Origin of the sequence: Paenibacillus abyssi, from assembly GCF_014640295.1 — a bacterium.
In the GTDB taxonomy this organism is placed as follows: Bacteria; Bacillota; Bacilli; order Paenibacillales; family Paenibacillaceae; genus Paenibacillus_D; species Paenibacillus_D abyssi.
In genome coordinates this window covers 34684-46900 of sequence record NZ_BMGR01000001.1, presented here as the reverse complement: position 1 = coordinate 46900, position 12217 = coordinate 34684, and the positions used below count along the sequence as shown (strand labels likewise).

16 protein-coding genes are annotated in these 12217 nt (G+C 49.9%); 4 read left to right on the top strand and 12 right to left on the bottom strand.

Annotation, left to right across the window (positions count from 1 at the left end; genetic code table 11):
- Positions 1 to 13 precede the first annotated feature (13 nt).
- The 6 genes from spoIIIAE to IEW11_RS00230 all read right to left on the bottom strand — a co-directional run bounded on the left by spoIIIAE (position 14) and on the right by IEW11_RS00230 (position 3871).
- Positions 14 to 1255 carry a stage III sporulation protein AE gene (spoIIIAE, locus tag IEW11_RS00255; protein ID WP_188527870.1) on the bottom strand — a complete coding sequence of 414 codons (1242 nt, stop codon included), beginning with the start codon at positions 1253 to 1255 and terminating at the stop codon, positions 14 to 16.
- A gap of 5 nt (positions 1256 to 1260) precedes the next feature.
- Entirely contained in the window at positions 1261 to 1656 is a 396-nt protein-coding gene (gene spoIIIAD / locus IEW11_RS00250) for a stage III sporulation protein AD (protein WP_188527869.1), read from the bottom strand.
- Positions 1657 to 1697: 41 nt separating this feature from the next.
- Positions 1698 to 1901, bottom strand: coding sequence for a stage III sporulation protein AC (gene spoIIIAC / locus IEW11_RS00245; protein WP_188527867.1), 204 nt, complete (start codon positions 1899 to 1901; stop codon positions 1698 to 1700).
- A gap of 21 nt (positions 1902 to 1922) precedes the next feature.
- On the bottom strand, positions 1923 to 2441 hold the full coding sequence (spoIIIAB, locus tag IEW11_RS00240; protein ID WP_188527865.1) for a stage III sporulation protein SpoIIIAB: 519 nt from the start codon (positions 2439 to 2441) through the stop codon (positions 1923 to 1925).
- On the bottom strand, positions 2434 to 3504 hold the full coding sequence (spoIIIAA, locus tag IEW11_RS00235) for a stage III sporulation protein AA (RefSeq protein ID WP_188527864.1): 1071 nt from the start codon (positions 3502 to 3504) through the stop codon (positions 2434 to 2436). Before spoIIIAA ends, spoIIIAB begins: the two co-directional genes overlap by 8 nt.
- A 100-nt stretch (positions 3505 to 3604) precedes the next feature.
- Positions 3605 to 3871 carry a YqhV family protein gene (locus tag IEW11_RS00230; protein WP_188527863.1) on the bottom strand — a complete coding sequence of 89 codons (267 nt, stop codon included), beginning with the start codon at positions 3869 to 3871 and terminating at the stop codon, positions 3605 to 3607.
- A gap of 150 nt (positions 3872 to 4021) precedes the next feature.
- Between IEW11_RS00230 and comA the strand changes: the two genes are divergently transcribed.
- Together comA and IEW11_RS00220 are read left to right on the top strand one after the other, a co-directional pair.
- Positions 4022 to 4885: a phosphosulfolactate synthase gene (gene comA, locus IEW11_RS00225; RefSeq protein ID WP_188527862.1), complete on the top strand. Its 864-nt coding sequence runs from the start codon at positions 4022 to 4024 to the stop codon at positions 4883 to 4885.
- A 105-nt stretch (positions 4886 to 4990) separates the two neighbouring features.
- On the top strand, positions 4991 to 5455 hold the full coding sequence (locus IEW11_RS00220; protein ID WP_188527861.1) for a DUF441 domain-containing protein: 465 nt from the start codon (positions 4991 to 4993) through the stop codon (positions 5453 to 5455).
- 123 nt (positions 5456 to 5578) lie between these two features.
- Here IEW11_RS00220 and IEW11_RS00215 read toward each other — a convergent pair whose 3' ends face one another.
- From IEW11_RS00215 to IEW11_RS00195, 5 genes are all read right to left on the bottom strand, one after another.
- The gene (locus tag IEW11_RS00215; RefSeq protein WP_188527860.1) at positions 5579 to 6832 is read right to left on the bottom strand and encodes an aspartate kinase; all 1254 of its coding nucleotides are present in this window, start codon (positions 6830 to 6832) and stop codon (positions 5579 to 5581) included.
- Positions 6833 to 6981: 149 nt separating this feature from the next.
- Complete coding sequence (efp, locus tag IEW11_RS00210) at positions 6982 to 7539, bottom strand: elongation factor P (RefSeq protein WP_188527858.1); 558 nt, start codon at positions 7537 to 7539, stop codon at positions 6982 to 6984.
- 32 nt (positions 7540 to 7571) lie between these two features.
- Complete coding sequence (locus IEW11_RS00205; protein ID WP_308422674.1) at positions 7572 to 8645, bottom strand: M24 family metallopeptidase; 1074 nt, start codon at positions 8643 to 8645, stop codon at positions 7572 to 7574.
- Positions 8646 to 8680: 35 nt separating this feature from the next.
- Positions 8681 to 9118 (bottom strand): type II 3-dehydroquinate dehydratase, encoded by a 438-nt coding sequence (aroQ, locus tag IEW11_RS00200; RefSeq protein ID WP_188527854.1) that lies wholly within the window; start codon positions 9116 to 9118, stop codon positions 8681 to 8683.
- A 102-nt stretch (positions 9119 to 9220) separates the two neighbouring features.
- On the bottom strand, positions 9221 to 9724 hold the full coding sequence (locus IEW11_RS00195; RefSeq protein ID WP_188527852.1) for a YqhR family membrane protein: 504 nt from the start codon (positions 9722 to 9724) through the stop codon (positions 9221 to 9223).
- 172 nt (positions 9725 to 9896) lie between these two features.
- On the opposite strand from IEW11_RS00195, the gene IEW11_RS00190 reads away from it, so the two are divergent.
- Together IEW11_RS00190 and IEW11_RS00185 are read left to right on the top strand one after the other, a co-directional pair.
- The gene (locus tag IEW11_RS00190; protein ID WP_229724894.1) at positions 9897 to 10892 is read left to right on the top strand and encodes a DUF1385 domain-containing protein; all 996 of its coding nucleotides are present in this window, start codon (positions 9897 to 9899) and stop codon (positions 10890 to 10892) included.
- A 16-nt stretch (positions 10893 to 10908) separates the two neighbouring features.
- Entirely contained in the window at positions 10909 to 11202 is a 294-nt protein-coding gene (locus IEW11_RS00185) for a hypothetical protein (RefSeq protein WP_229724893.1), read from the top strand.
- Here the strand turns inward: IEW11_RS00185 and IEW11_RS00180 are convergent.
- On the bottom strand, positions 11199 to 12116 hold the full coding sequence (locus IEW11_RS00180; RefSeq protein WP_188527851.1) for a patatin-like phospholipase family protein: 918 nt from the start codon (positions 12114 to 12116) through the stop codon (positions 11199 to 11201). The genes IEW11_RS00185 and IEW11_RS00180 overlap by 4 nt on opposite strands.
- Between the last annotated feature and the right edge of the window lie 101 nt (positions 12117 to 12217).

The window sequence follows — 12217 nt, the reverse complement described above, 5'->3', positions numbered from 1 at the left end:
GCCGCTCCATGTCTCATCTCACCATGATCGCCGCATTGCCGGCCATTAAAATGATGGTCACCGCCATAAAAAACATCAACCCGACCGAGGCCAACGCCGCAAATATGTAGATCATCGTCTTACCGATGGTTTCCAAGCAGGTGATGATCGGACTATCGCCAAGCGGCTGCAGGATAGCGGCGCACAGCCTGTAAATAAGCGCCATTACAAGAATCTTGACCGCAGGAAAAGCGCAGAGAAACAGCAGAATGACGACGCCCGCAATTCCGATCGCATTTTTGACAAGCAGCGACGCGGATAATACCGTATCAGCGGCATCCGAGAACATGCGTCCGACTACAGGCACAAAATTACCGGTAATGAATTTCGCTGTGCGCAATGTCACGCCATCGGTTACTGAACCCGTTGCTCCCTGTACAGAGATGACGCCGAGAAATATAGTCAACAGTCCACCAAGCAATCCCACGCTGATTGTGCGCAGCAGATTTGCAAGCTGTGTCACCTTGAAGCGATCCGAAATCGCACTGGCAATATGCAGCACGGCGGAGAAGAACAGCAGCGGAAACACGATGACATGGATCAAGGTGCCGACTGCATGGATCATGAATACGATCAAAGGATGCATGACAGATACCGTGATTACATTTCCCATCGAAGCCAGGAGCGTAAGCAGCAGCGGAATCATCGCCATCATGAATTGGATCATTCCGCTAATAGCATCCTTGGCGTACCCGATTGCAACATGAAAGCTGTTGACGGCGATCACGATCAACACCATATACGAGACCGCATAGGCGACTTTACTTACCGTTTTACGTTCGAACGCATTTTGCAGCGTCTCGAGAATCATGCTGAATACGGTAAGGATGACGATCGTAACGAGCAGCTTGCCATTGTACAACACCTCATGCAGCACATACTCGAGCAGGCCTTGCAGGATCATGCCAAGCTTTAAGCCTTCACCTCCCGGCCTTATCATGTCAAAGAAGCTGGGCATTTGCCCTTCGGGAAAGTACCCTCCGTATTCCCTCATCAAGCGATTCCAATAATCCTCCACCACACCGGTATCAATCGCCCGCAGCTGCTCCTCTGCTAAACGTCCGGGCAGTTGAACCTCTGCCTGTTCCTCAGGCTGTCCTGAATTTGACATCTCGGCATCCTGCGGCAATGCATAGCCAGATTGAACAGATACCAGGCAGATGAACACGAGAGCAAACATGCAAGCAGCCGTCTTCCATACGGTCAGTCGGTTCATTATACTCATCCTCCTGCCGGCAGCAGGTTCATGACGGATTCAACGATGACGCTGATAATCGGCACAGCCATCACTAGGATTAGAATTTTACCCGCGAATTCGATTTTGGAGGCAATGCTTTCTTGTCCGGCGTCACGTACGATCTGCGCGCCAAACTCGGCAATATAAGCAATCCCTATAATTTTGAGTATGGTCGACATATAAATAGAAGGAATACTCGAACGGTTAGCAAGATCTTCCAGCACCTTAATAACCGCATCAATCTTGCCGATCAAGAACAAGAATAAATAGACGCCGGTGAATGCCGCCAGCACGAAAGCGAATATCGGCTTCTGCTCTCGGACAACCAATATTAAAACGGTAGCAATGAGACCGAGGCCGACGATCTGGATCATTTCCATGCTGATTCACCTCTAAGTACCCTATGGCAAAATAAAGCCGGTTATTGGAAAAGAAAGATCGTTTTAATTTCTTGAAACAATTCATTCAACAAACGCACCACCATGAATAACACAACGACAAAGCCGATAACCGTGACCCAGTGAGCCATATCCTCCTTGCCCATTTGCTTCAGCACAGTGTGGATCATTGCAATAATAATTCCGATTCCAGCGATTTGAAATATCGCACTGACATCCATGTTCATTTCTCCGGCACCCCACCTCTGTTACACCATCAGAATGACGATCAGCGCAGCAGCCAGAATCCCCAGGCTCTTGCTCATTTTTTCGTATCTGCCTTGGTCTTCACGCGCCGCGTCTTCCTCCGATTTCAGCTGCAGCAGCGCCAGTCGAATATGTTTGATCTGATCGTCCCTGTCACTAATGCCTAATGCGGAGCCTAGACGAAGCAAGACGACCTTCTCATTGTCCTTCATCGCTGTCATTGACCACTGTTCATTAATTGCAATCTCCCAGCATTCCTGAAAAGTCAGTCCTTTCGTATCGCACAATTGGCTGGCAGTGTTTCGGAACACTCCGGCAACCGGCTCTGGTATCGTAAAGACCGCTCGTGCCAATGCCTCCGGCAGCGGCGTATAACCGTAACCGATCTCGGTTTCCAGCCTCTGCAGCGCATGAGCCAGCTGACGCAGCTGCCTTGGACGCGCGGCGAACTTCGCTGCTTGTTGAAAGCCAATCATCGTTCCTGCAAATAATACCAGCACAGCGCCAATGATTTTAATCATGCCGATCACCTCGGCTTGGCCGGCTGGAAATGGCCAGTTTCACGGGCTGACCCCTGGCAATGGCCTGCCTGTCTTCCGTCTCCGTCGGCTCCCTGGCTGCCGGCGCTCTTGCCCTTGTCCCTAATGGTATCGTCTGAAACACAGCACCAACAGCAGACCGCCGGATCACGACGACTGCGGCAAATACGCCTTCCTCCAGCAGTCCCCGCAGAACGGGCCTGCCCTTGGCATCCTCCAAATCATAAGCATGGGCGGTCGCAATGACACTTACCCCCGCATGGCTCGCTTCGCGGATGGCTTCCGAATCTTCGCGGCGCCCGATTTCATCAACGATCAAAATCTCCGGAGACATCGAACGCAGCAGCATCATCATGCCTTCAGCTTTCGGGCAAGCATCCATCACATCGGTACGCGGGCCGACATCAAAAGTCGGCACCCCCCGCATGCATGCGGCAATCTCCGATCGTTCATCCACAATGGCGACTTTTCTCCCCGGCCAGCCAGACGCTCCCGGATGCAGCCACCGGCCATAGCTAATCGACCTTGCCAGATCTCTGACCACTGTTGTTTTTCCTTGTTGGGGCGGACCGATGATGAGAGTTGGAAGCACCGATTTCCGATCCCAGTCCATCAGTTTATCCTGCAGCCGATCCGCTGCGCCTACTACTTCTCTGGCAATCCTAATATTGAACCCCCCGACTTCCCGGATCCCCCTTACCGCACCTGCTTCAAGCACCGTACGGCCAGCAAGGCCGATTCGATGACCACCGCCGACGGTGATATAGCCCCGCTTCAGCTCTTCTTCCATCGCATACAAGGAATGGTTCGTAATACGTTCGAGAAGCTTTCGGCAGGTTGTCCCTTCCGGCTTGTAAGCAGCTGTCGGGACCATGCTCAGCGAGCCGTCTGCGGATGCGAACCGGAACAAGCCTCCATAACTGATCTCCAGCGGACGTCCTTCGCGCACCCTGATTTCTTCAAGCTCATCCCGAACCTGCTCCGGCAGCCGCTCCAGCACGGCTTGCAGCTCTAATGGCAGCAGGTGCATTACGCGAGTCAACATGCGGCAACCCTCCCGGAAGTTTGTCCTTGCTTGTAATCATATGTATGCGATGTACTTGGTTTTATGACAAGCTTTGCCGCTGCTGAAGCTGCGAGGGTAGTCATTTTTTCAGTATCCCGACCAGCAAACAAGTAATGCCTGCAAGCACCCAAAAAAACTTGTCCATCGAAAGCTTGTCTGAAAGGCCGACCAGACCAATTGTCGTGGTCGATATTAAGATCAACGGCCCCACCAAAGCAAGCGATGAATTGACGACTAACGCTTTGTCAACTTGGTTTAGGCGGAGCATCAGAAAAGCCGCAAAGACCTCGATGCTGCCGGACAGGATGCGCAGAATCGCCATACTTAAGACAATTTTGTTCACCACGTTCCTCCTCCTTATTCATTTCTTACTAAACTGTATGCGGGCTTGTCTAATTTTAGGCATACCCGGCACCAGCCTACCCATGGCCGCATATATTGCTCACATGGTTGGATGGTTTCCACCCTAATACGATCAAGCAAGGAGAATCGGAATATGGAGGTAACCTCAAGCGGGGCATGGCACAGACTGCTGTGCGACCCTAAAGGTGAACGCAGCAAAATGCGGCAATCAAGCTCGGCTAACTGGGAGAAGAGCAGCGAAGCATGCGGCAGGACGATGATTATCGATAAAGGCCTGGGAAAACATGCGTATTCTGATCTTATCGAAACAGCGGGTCAATATGTGGACTGTATCAAGCTTGGCTTCGGCACGTCCCCCCTTTACTCGGATGAGCAGCTGCAGCACAAAATTAGATTGGCAGCAAAGCGGAATATTCTCATTATGCCTGGCGGAACATTGCTCGAAGCAGCCGTGGCGCAGGATGTGGTGTCATCGTTTTTCGATTCTGTATGCCAGTTAGGATTTACGGCTATTGAAGTGTCGGACGGCACAATTGAACTTAGCAGACGCAAAAGAACGGAGCTTATCCGTGAAGGGGCGGCCCGGGGACTGCGTGTTTTTACGGAATACGGTAAAAAAACAGCAGGATCTACGATCGACCCCTTTGAATTAGCGGATACGGCAGAGGAAGATCTTCAGGCGGGTGCGGATCTGGTTACAGTAGAGGCCAGGGAATCCGGCATCGGTGTAGGACTGTTTGATGAACAGGGAAATTGCCGGCAGGAAACCTTCGAACGCGTGATTGCGCAGCTGCCGGATGTCAACCGCATCTTATGGGAAGCACCGTTGAAATCACAACAGGTACTGCTTCTTGAAGCCATCGGCTCCAATGTAAACCTGGGTAACATCCCACCTGCTGATGTAATTGCCCTGGAGGCAATGAGACGCGGATTGCGCTCCGATACGTTCCCAATCATTACGAAGCAGTTGCCGGAGCCTATTCTTTATATGATATAAAGGGAGGAAGACTACAAGGGTTTGTCTGCATATTCTCGTTCTTCGGACATACATTGAACTATATGCTTTTGTAACCGAAAACGCGCAAAGAACGGGAGAATCGGCATGACCGGAGAAATCATACTTGTCGCCCTTATCATTATCGGATTAATAGGCAGGTCGCCGATCATCGCGACGGCTGCCTGCATTCTATTAATCGTGAAGCTCATTCATTTGGAACGCTTTTTGCCGACGATTGAGCGAAGAGGACTCGAGCTCGGCCTGTTATTTCTGACCTTTAGCGTGCTGGTGCCGTTCGCTTCAGGACGGATTCAGACGAAGGAAATCATGGGAGCCCTAACCTCATGGCCTGGTTGGCTGGCACTTGCCGGGGGAGCTCTGGCTACCTATGTAAATGGCAAGGGACTTGAGATGCTGAAGTTTGACCCCCAGCTTATCGTAGGGATTGTGATCGGCTCCATCCTCGGGATTGTCTTTTTGCGGGGAATACCTGTCGGCCCCTTGATGGCTGCGGGGCTCACAGCCCTACTGTATAAAATATTTTCCATGATCAGTGATCGGCTCGGTTAAGCTGGTTGAATCCTCCTGTTCAGAACATAAAACAAATTAAAAATCACCTCCGTTATGCCCATATTCGACATAGCGAAGGTGATTTTTTATTGCGCAAACCGAAGCAGGCAGAACCGGCTCAAATTACCTTCTATCCTGCGGTCCGCCAACAAACACCTGCTCGTTTGTATCCAGACCATATGCAGTATGCAAAGCGCGCACAACATCCTGCAGCGGGTCAGCGTTAATGACACAAGACACTTTGATCTCGGATGTGCTGACCATCTTTATGCTCACGCCGATTCTCGAGATCGCTTCAAACATCGTAGCGGCAACGCCCGGGTTACTCACCATGCCGGCACCTACAATCGATACCTTTACAAGGTTGTCTTCCGAGCTGGTTTCACGGAAAGGAATCTCTCCGCGAATGCTTTCGATTACGGATAAAGCTTTTTCCTTATCGCTGTTTGAAAGCGTGAAGGAGAAATCGGCTTTGCCGTCCAGCACACCGCTTTGTACGATGATATCCACATCTATTCCGTTTTTCGCTAGAGCGCCGAACACCTTAGCCAATACTCCCGGAATATCCTGAACTCCCATAATACTGATGCGTGCCACATTTTTGTCAAATGCAATACCGCGGACGACAACACCCTGCTCCATTACCGCTTCCTCCTTCACATACGTCCCATCATTTTGCGTAAAGCTGGATCTTACAACCAGGCACACATTGTTATGCTTCGCATATTCAACGGCTCTCGGATGCAGGACAGCTGCGCCTAAATGCGCAAGCTCCAACATTTCATCATACGAAATTTCATTCAGCTTTCTCGCGACCTTTACAACACGCGGATCCGTAGAATAAACGCCATCAACGTCGGTATAGATCTCGCACAGGTCTGCTTGTATTGCAGCGGCAAGCGCTACGGCAGTCGTATCCGATCCACCGCGGCCCAGCGTCGTAATCTCTCCATCTTCCGACATCGCTTGAAATCCCGCAACAACCACAATGTTTCCTTCGTCAAGCGCCTTGAAAATACGCTCCGGCCGGATATCCGTAATCCGGGCTTTACTGTGCACGCTATCCGTGCGGAAGCCAGCCTGCCAACCCGTATACGAAACCGCCTGATAGCCGAGGCTGTGAATCGTCATCGACAATAAGGCAATTGAAATTTGCTCTCCGGTCGTCAGAAGCATATCCATTTCGCGTGCCGGTGGATTCGGATTAAGCAGCTTGGACTGGTCAATCAGATCATCCGTTGTATCTCCCATTGCCGAGACAACGACAACGATCTTGTGGCCTTCTTGCTGTCTCTCTACAATTCGTTTGGCTACCCGCTGCATCCGCTCCGGACTGCCAACGGAACTACCGCCGAACTTCATCACTATTAACGACAACGCTCATTCACTCCTAACCACAACATTTACATACAAGTACATATTATAACATAACACAAAGCACGGCGAATAGACCGATCGTGATTTATATTCGAAAAAAAGCCGCTTTCAGCCTTAAAAGGCCGAAGCGGCTTTCCTTCACTCCCAATCTATGCGCGGGAGATATACTTGCCTTCACGAGTATCGATCAGCAGTACGTCGCCTTCATTAATGAACAACGGCACTTGTACGTTCAAGCCGGTTTCTACCTTCGCACTCTTCGTTGCGCCCGTAGCTGTATTTCCTTTAATGCCGGGCTCGGTCTCGATAACCTTCAGCTCGACACTGTTAGGAATGTTAATTCCGATAATTTCGCCTTGGTAGCTGGAGATATTGACGTTCATGTTTTCTTTCAGGAAGTTGATTTCCCATTCCAACTGTTTTTTATCCAGGTTAAACTGGTCATACGTTTCATTGTCCATGAACGTATATTCATTACCGGAGTTGTACAAATATTGCACTTCACGGTTCTCAATAATCGCCCGGCCAATCGTCTCGCCCGCACGGAACGTTTTTTCCACGGTATTGCCGTTGCGGAGATTTTTCAGCTTAGAGCGCACAAATGCAGCACCTTTGCCTGGCTTAACATGCTGAAAATCCAAAACGGTAAAAATGTCGCCATCTACTTCTACGGTCAAGCCTGTTTTAAAATCATTAACTGAAATCACTGCTTATAACCTCCATTTAATCTTGTTCCTTATCATCCCAACAGCATAAATTCCTTGGGAGACGAGGTTAATATTTTAATCCCGTTATCCGTAATGACAACGTCGTCCTCGATTCGAACTCCGCCAAAACCGGGGAGATAAATGCCGGGCTCCACCGTCACCGTCATGCCGGGGGTTAAAATTGTGTCGCTAAGTTTGGACAGTCGGGGCGCCTCATGGATCTCCATGCCAAGGCCATGCCCTGTGCCATGTCCAAAACGGTCACCATAACCATACCTCGTGATGATATCTCTCGTCAAGGCATCGGCTTCCCTGCCGGTCATACCGGGTTTAATCTCAGACAGCGCGTGCATTTGTGCCTCGAGGACGATCTCATAAATCTCCCGGTGTTTTGCCGTCGGCGTGCCGATGAACACAGTCCGGGTCAAATCGGAGCAATATCCCTCATAATAAGCGCCAAAATCCAGCTTTACGAACTCATTGTCCTGCAATATTCTGGCGCTTGCTACGCCATGGGGCAAGGCCGAACGCTCTCCGGACGCTACAATCGTGTCAAATGAGGAGGAAGTCGCACCGCGGCTGCGCATGAATACTTCCATCTCAAGCGCAATATCGGATTCCCGCATGCCCGGTTTAAGCAGGCCGGTGATATGCGCAAGGGTCTCATCTGCCAGCTTGGCGGCATCCTGCATGATCGCGATCTCGCTGTCATCCTTGATCATTCTCAGCTCTTCCACGACGGAAGATACCGGTACAAGCTCAATGCCCTGCAGTGCCTCTGACCAATTGGAATAATCGCTGAACACGACTGCATCCTGCTCGAAACCAAGCCGTTTGATCCCCGCATTCGCAAGCAATTCCTTCACCGTTTCGATCGGCTTGGCTGCGTGCTCGATCACGTCAAACGCCGGTGCTTGCGCAGGCGCCTGCGACATATAACGGAAATCGGTAAGGAGCCAGCTGTTGGTTGCTGTAATTAGAAGATAACCGGAAGATCCGGTAAAACCGCTGATATAACGGCGATTGACAGCGTTTGTGATGAATAGCGCCTCCAACCCCCGTTCAGAAAGCGACTCCCTCAATCGGGTAACCCGTTTGTTAACCAACTGCCTTCCTCCTTTGCAAATAAAATCCATGCTCTTTATGAAGAAAGATGCTGAATAAGCGCAAGCAAGCCCAATTCGTAACTATACGCGCCCATTCCGGCGATTTGTCCAACTGCCACCGGGGCGATGACTGATACATGGCGGAACGATTCTCTTTTGTGGATATTCGACATATGTACCTCGACGGTCGGCAATCCAACTGAGCTAATTGCGTCACGCAGCGCATAGCTGTAATGGGTATAGGCTCCGGGATTAATCACGATCCCGTCCACATTCCCGTATGCTTGATGAATCCGATCAATCAATCCGCCTTCTTGATTGGATTGGTAAAACTCAATATCAACGGACAGCCGCTTTGCTGTATCGCGCAGAGCAGCTTCAATACCGGACAGCGTCACCGTACCATAGACCCCGGGTTCGCGTATGCCGAGCATGTTTAAATTAGGTCCGTTGAGAACCAGAACCTTTGGCACGCCGCACCTCCAACAATATCGTATCGACATTTAAGAATAAAGCAAAAGATCACTTGACATTTTACCATAAAACAGACGAGATTGAGAAGACTTTCCTGTTTACTAATGAACGGTTGAGGGTTCGCGCGAAGCTTCGTCCGTAAATTCAAATGCTATGCTGTAACCGATAAACAATCCCCAGACAATAAATACGCAGCATTCAGTAAATACCGAGTTCCAACCAAGCTTTGCAGCAGGAGGCATCATACCCAGCATGGGACCGAGCCACATAAATAACACCAGCCACCATGTTACACCGTAGATCAATCCCGCCCAGGGGCCGAGTAATCGCCCAAGTACAGCCTTATATAAAAGCGCCGCCGCGATCGAAAAGACGATGAATACTGCGATTCCGGCAACATGCCCCCAGCCTGTAAGGAGAAAGGAATGAACCATAAACGGTTCGGCTAAAAAACCCGGCAGCACGTTGGTGAACGAGATCGTGTATAGCAGCCAACGCATCACTCCCCATATTAAACCGGCAAAGAAACCAAGCTGCAGACAATACAGCCAGCTGTTCGTATGGTATTCTTTTGCATGTGTTTCCAGATTATCTTTCTCGTGCATGGCGCTCTCCCTTTCTGTCTCGTGTTTCCACGTAGTATATGAAAATCCGGTACCCGTTTATCCAAATTGGTTCATATACTGCTTCGTTCAGTGGCAAAGCTCGAGGGAATGCAGTACAATACAAATACGGCCAATTAAGGTCATAAGTATAGACAAGGAAGGTGACATACTCTTGCCGGAGAAGAGACCAAACATTTACGGCGGACAGGCCGTTATCGAAGGCGTCATGTTTGGCGGTCAGCATGTGAATGTAACCGCAGTGCGCCGTAAAAACAATGAAATCGAGTTCTATGAGGTGCCCAAATCATCCAAATCTTGGGTGCAGCGGCTTAAAAAAATACCGCTTATTCGCGGCGTTGTGGGAATTATCGAATCAAGCGCAAAAGGCTCCCAGCATTTGAATTTCTCTGTTGAAGCGTATGCGGAAGATGAAACAGAGGAAGAATCAAAGAACGAAAGCGCAGCAAAACAGCTGGATGAGAAGAAAAAACCGGAAGAAAAGCCGGGCTGGAGCCTTTCCATGGTGTTCGGGGTTGCCGCTGCCGGCGTCATTTCCTTCATTCTCGGCAAGCTTGTATTTACCGTCGTACCCGCTGCGGTCGAGCAGCTTTTATTCGGTCAGGCATTCGAAAACATTTTTGTGCATAACCTGATTGAAGGAGCTATCAAAATCGCTTTTCTGCTGATTTATCTCTACATTATTTCATTAACACCGATCATTAAGCGGCTGTTTCAATATCACGGCGCTGAGCATAAAGTAATAAGCGCCTATGAAGCGGGATTAGAGTTAACCGTCCGCAACGTGCAAAAGTTCAATACCCTGCACTACCGGTGCGGCAGCAGCTTTATTATACTTTCGGTTATTATCGGCGTTATCGTATATTCATTTTTCCAATGGGACAGCTTGTGGGAAAGAGTCTATCTGCGCATTCTGCTGCTGCCTTTGGTATTAGGCATTTCATATGAAGCGCTGCGCTTCACGAACTCGCTGCGTGAGACGCCTGTGCTTCGTTATCTCGGCTATCCCGGATTGTGGCTTCAGAAATTGACGACAAAAGAGCCGACGGATGAGCAGGTCGAAGTGTCCATTGCTTCTTTCAATCGGATGCGTGAGCTTGACCAACAGTTTGCAAATGGCTTGTCCGCTTCAAACCGTCCAGCAAGTTAATGAAAGGGTGATTGAAATGCGAAGAATGCATCCTGGCATGATCATTATACTCTCTCTAATGGTCATTGGCATCATATGGATGTTGTTGACAAATCCGGGATATTTCATTATTCCGATCGCAGTTCTAGGTGTCATCTATTTGCTTTACAAGTTTCCGCCGTCCCGTTTTCGTTCGAAGCCTGCATCCCCTAGCCGGTACAAGCCGGCTCAACCAATGCAGGCGAAGGCAAAGAGCACACGGAAAAAGAACATCCCCTTCCGCGTTATTGAAGGCGGCAAGGACGATGACAACGTGCCAAAATATCACTAACGCTCGCAAAAGTATTTTTCCGCTGCCAGGCGGCCAGACTCAAATAATTGTTCACTTGCCTCCAAGGACAGATTGAATTGTGTCGTGCGAATGCCGAGCGTCGGGATTTTGATCGTACGGTCCCGGTTTTCCTTTTCGATATAACGCTCGTCATGCGCCTGCAGCATCGTCTCGAAAATGGCTGTAAGCATTGATAACGGACCGCGAATTGTTCGCGGTCTGTTTTCGTTTTTACCTACCATTTGGAATCCGACGACAGGGATCGGCTTTGCCTGATCGCGCTGCTCCCGATCAAATAACCATAACGGGAAATTGCTCAGCAGTCCGCCGTCCACGATATAAGCAGTTTTATGATACAGCCTGATTCCGCTAATTCGCGTTTTGAATTGCTTCTCCTTAATCACGACCGGGTCAAAGAAATACGGCAGGCTTGCACTCATCCGGATGGCTTTGGCCACTTCCAGACGTTTTGGATTCATGCCATATTGCGCGATGTCGTCAGGGAGCACCAGCAGCTTGCCGTTCGATATATCCGATGCAATGATTCTTAGCTTATTCGGAGGCAGATCTGCGAATGTCGATATGCCTTTGGCGCTAAGCAGCTTCCTCATCCACAGTTCCATCTCATCCCCGCTGTACAACCCTTTTCGCAGCAGCAGCCTTGCGGCTGGTCCTATGTATTTGACATTGAAAACCTGTGATCGTTTTAAGAAGGCAGCAAACGGTGTGCGGCGGATAATTATTGTCATCTCTTCAGCTGAATACCCGGCGGCCAGCAAGGCCGCTACAATCGCTCCCGACGATGTGCCTGCAACCTGTCCAAAGGTCACCCCGCACTGCTCTGCGGCAAAGACAGCGCCGACCAGCGAGATACCTTTGACACCTCCGCCTTCGAACACCGCGTTGATCTTCATCGCTCTCCCCCATTTGACTCAATTAGGCACTGCAGCCTAGTATTATCTGTCTGATGTATATGCAGGGAACGATCTCTACCATGAACAATTTACACAAAAAA

What these genes read in the sequence shown, in the direction of transcription:
- IEW11_RS00220 (WP_188527861.1), top strand. Translation starts at nt 4,991, where the DNA reads ATGACCGGAGAAATCATACTTGTCGCCCTTATCATTATCGGATTAATA.
- comA (WP_188527862.1), top strand. Translation starts at nt 4,022, where the DNA reads ATGGAGGTAACCTCAAGCGGGGCATGGCACAGACTGCTGTGCGACCCT.
- IEW11_RS00180 (WP_188527851.1), bottom strand. Translation starts at nt 12,116, where the DNA reads ATGAAGATCAACGCGGTGTTCGAAGGCGGAGGTGTCAAAGGTATCTCG.
- IEW11_RS00185 (WP_229724893.1), top strand. Translation starts at nt 10,909, where the DNA reads ATGCGAAGAATGCATCCTGGCATGATCATTATACTCTCTCTAATGGTC.
- spoIIIAB (WP_188527865.1), bottom strand. Translation starts at nt 2,441, where the DNA reads ATGATTAAAATCATTGGCGCTGTGCTGGTATTATTTGCAGGAACGATG.
- spoIIIAE (WP_188527870.1), bottom strand. Translation starts at nt 1,255, where the DNA reads ATGAACCGACTGACCGTATGGAAGACGGCTGCTTGCATGTTTGCTCTC.
- spoIIIAC (WP_188527867.1), bottom strand. Translation starts at nt 1,901, where the DNA reads ATGAACATGGATGTCAGTGCGATATTTCAAATCGCTGGAATCGGAATT.
- IEW11_RS00195 (WP_188527852.1), bottom strand. Translation starts at nt 9,724, where the DNA reads ATGCACGAGAAAGATAATCTGGAAACACATGCAAAAGAATACCATACG.
- spoIIIAD (WP_188527869.1), bottom strand. Translation starts at nt 1,656, where the DNA reads ATGGAAATGATCCAGATCGTCGGCCTCGGTCTCATTGCTACCGTTTTA.
- spoIIIAA (WP_188527864.1), bottom strand. Translation starts at nt 3,504, where the DNA reads ATGTTGACTCGCGTAATGCACCTGCTGCCATTAGAGCTGCAAGCCGTG.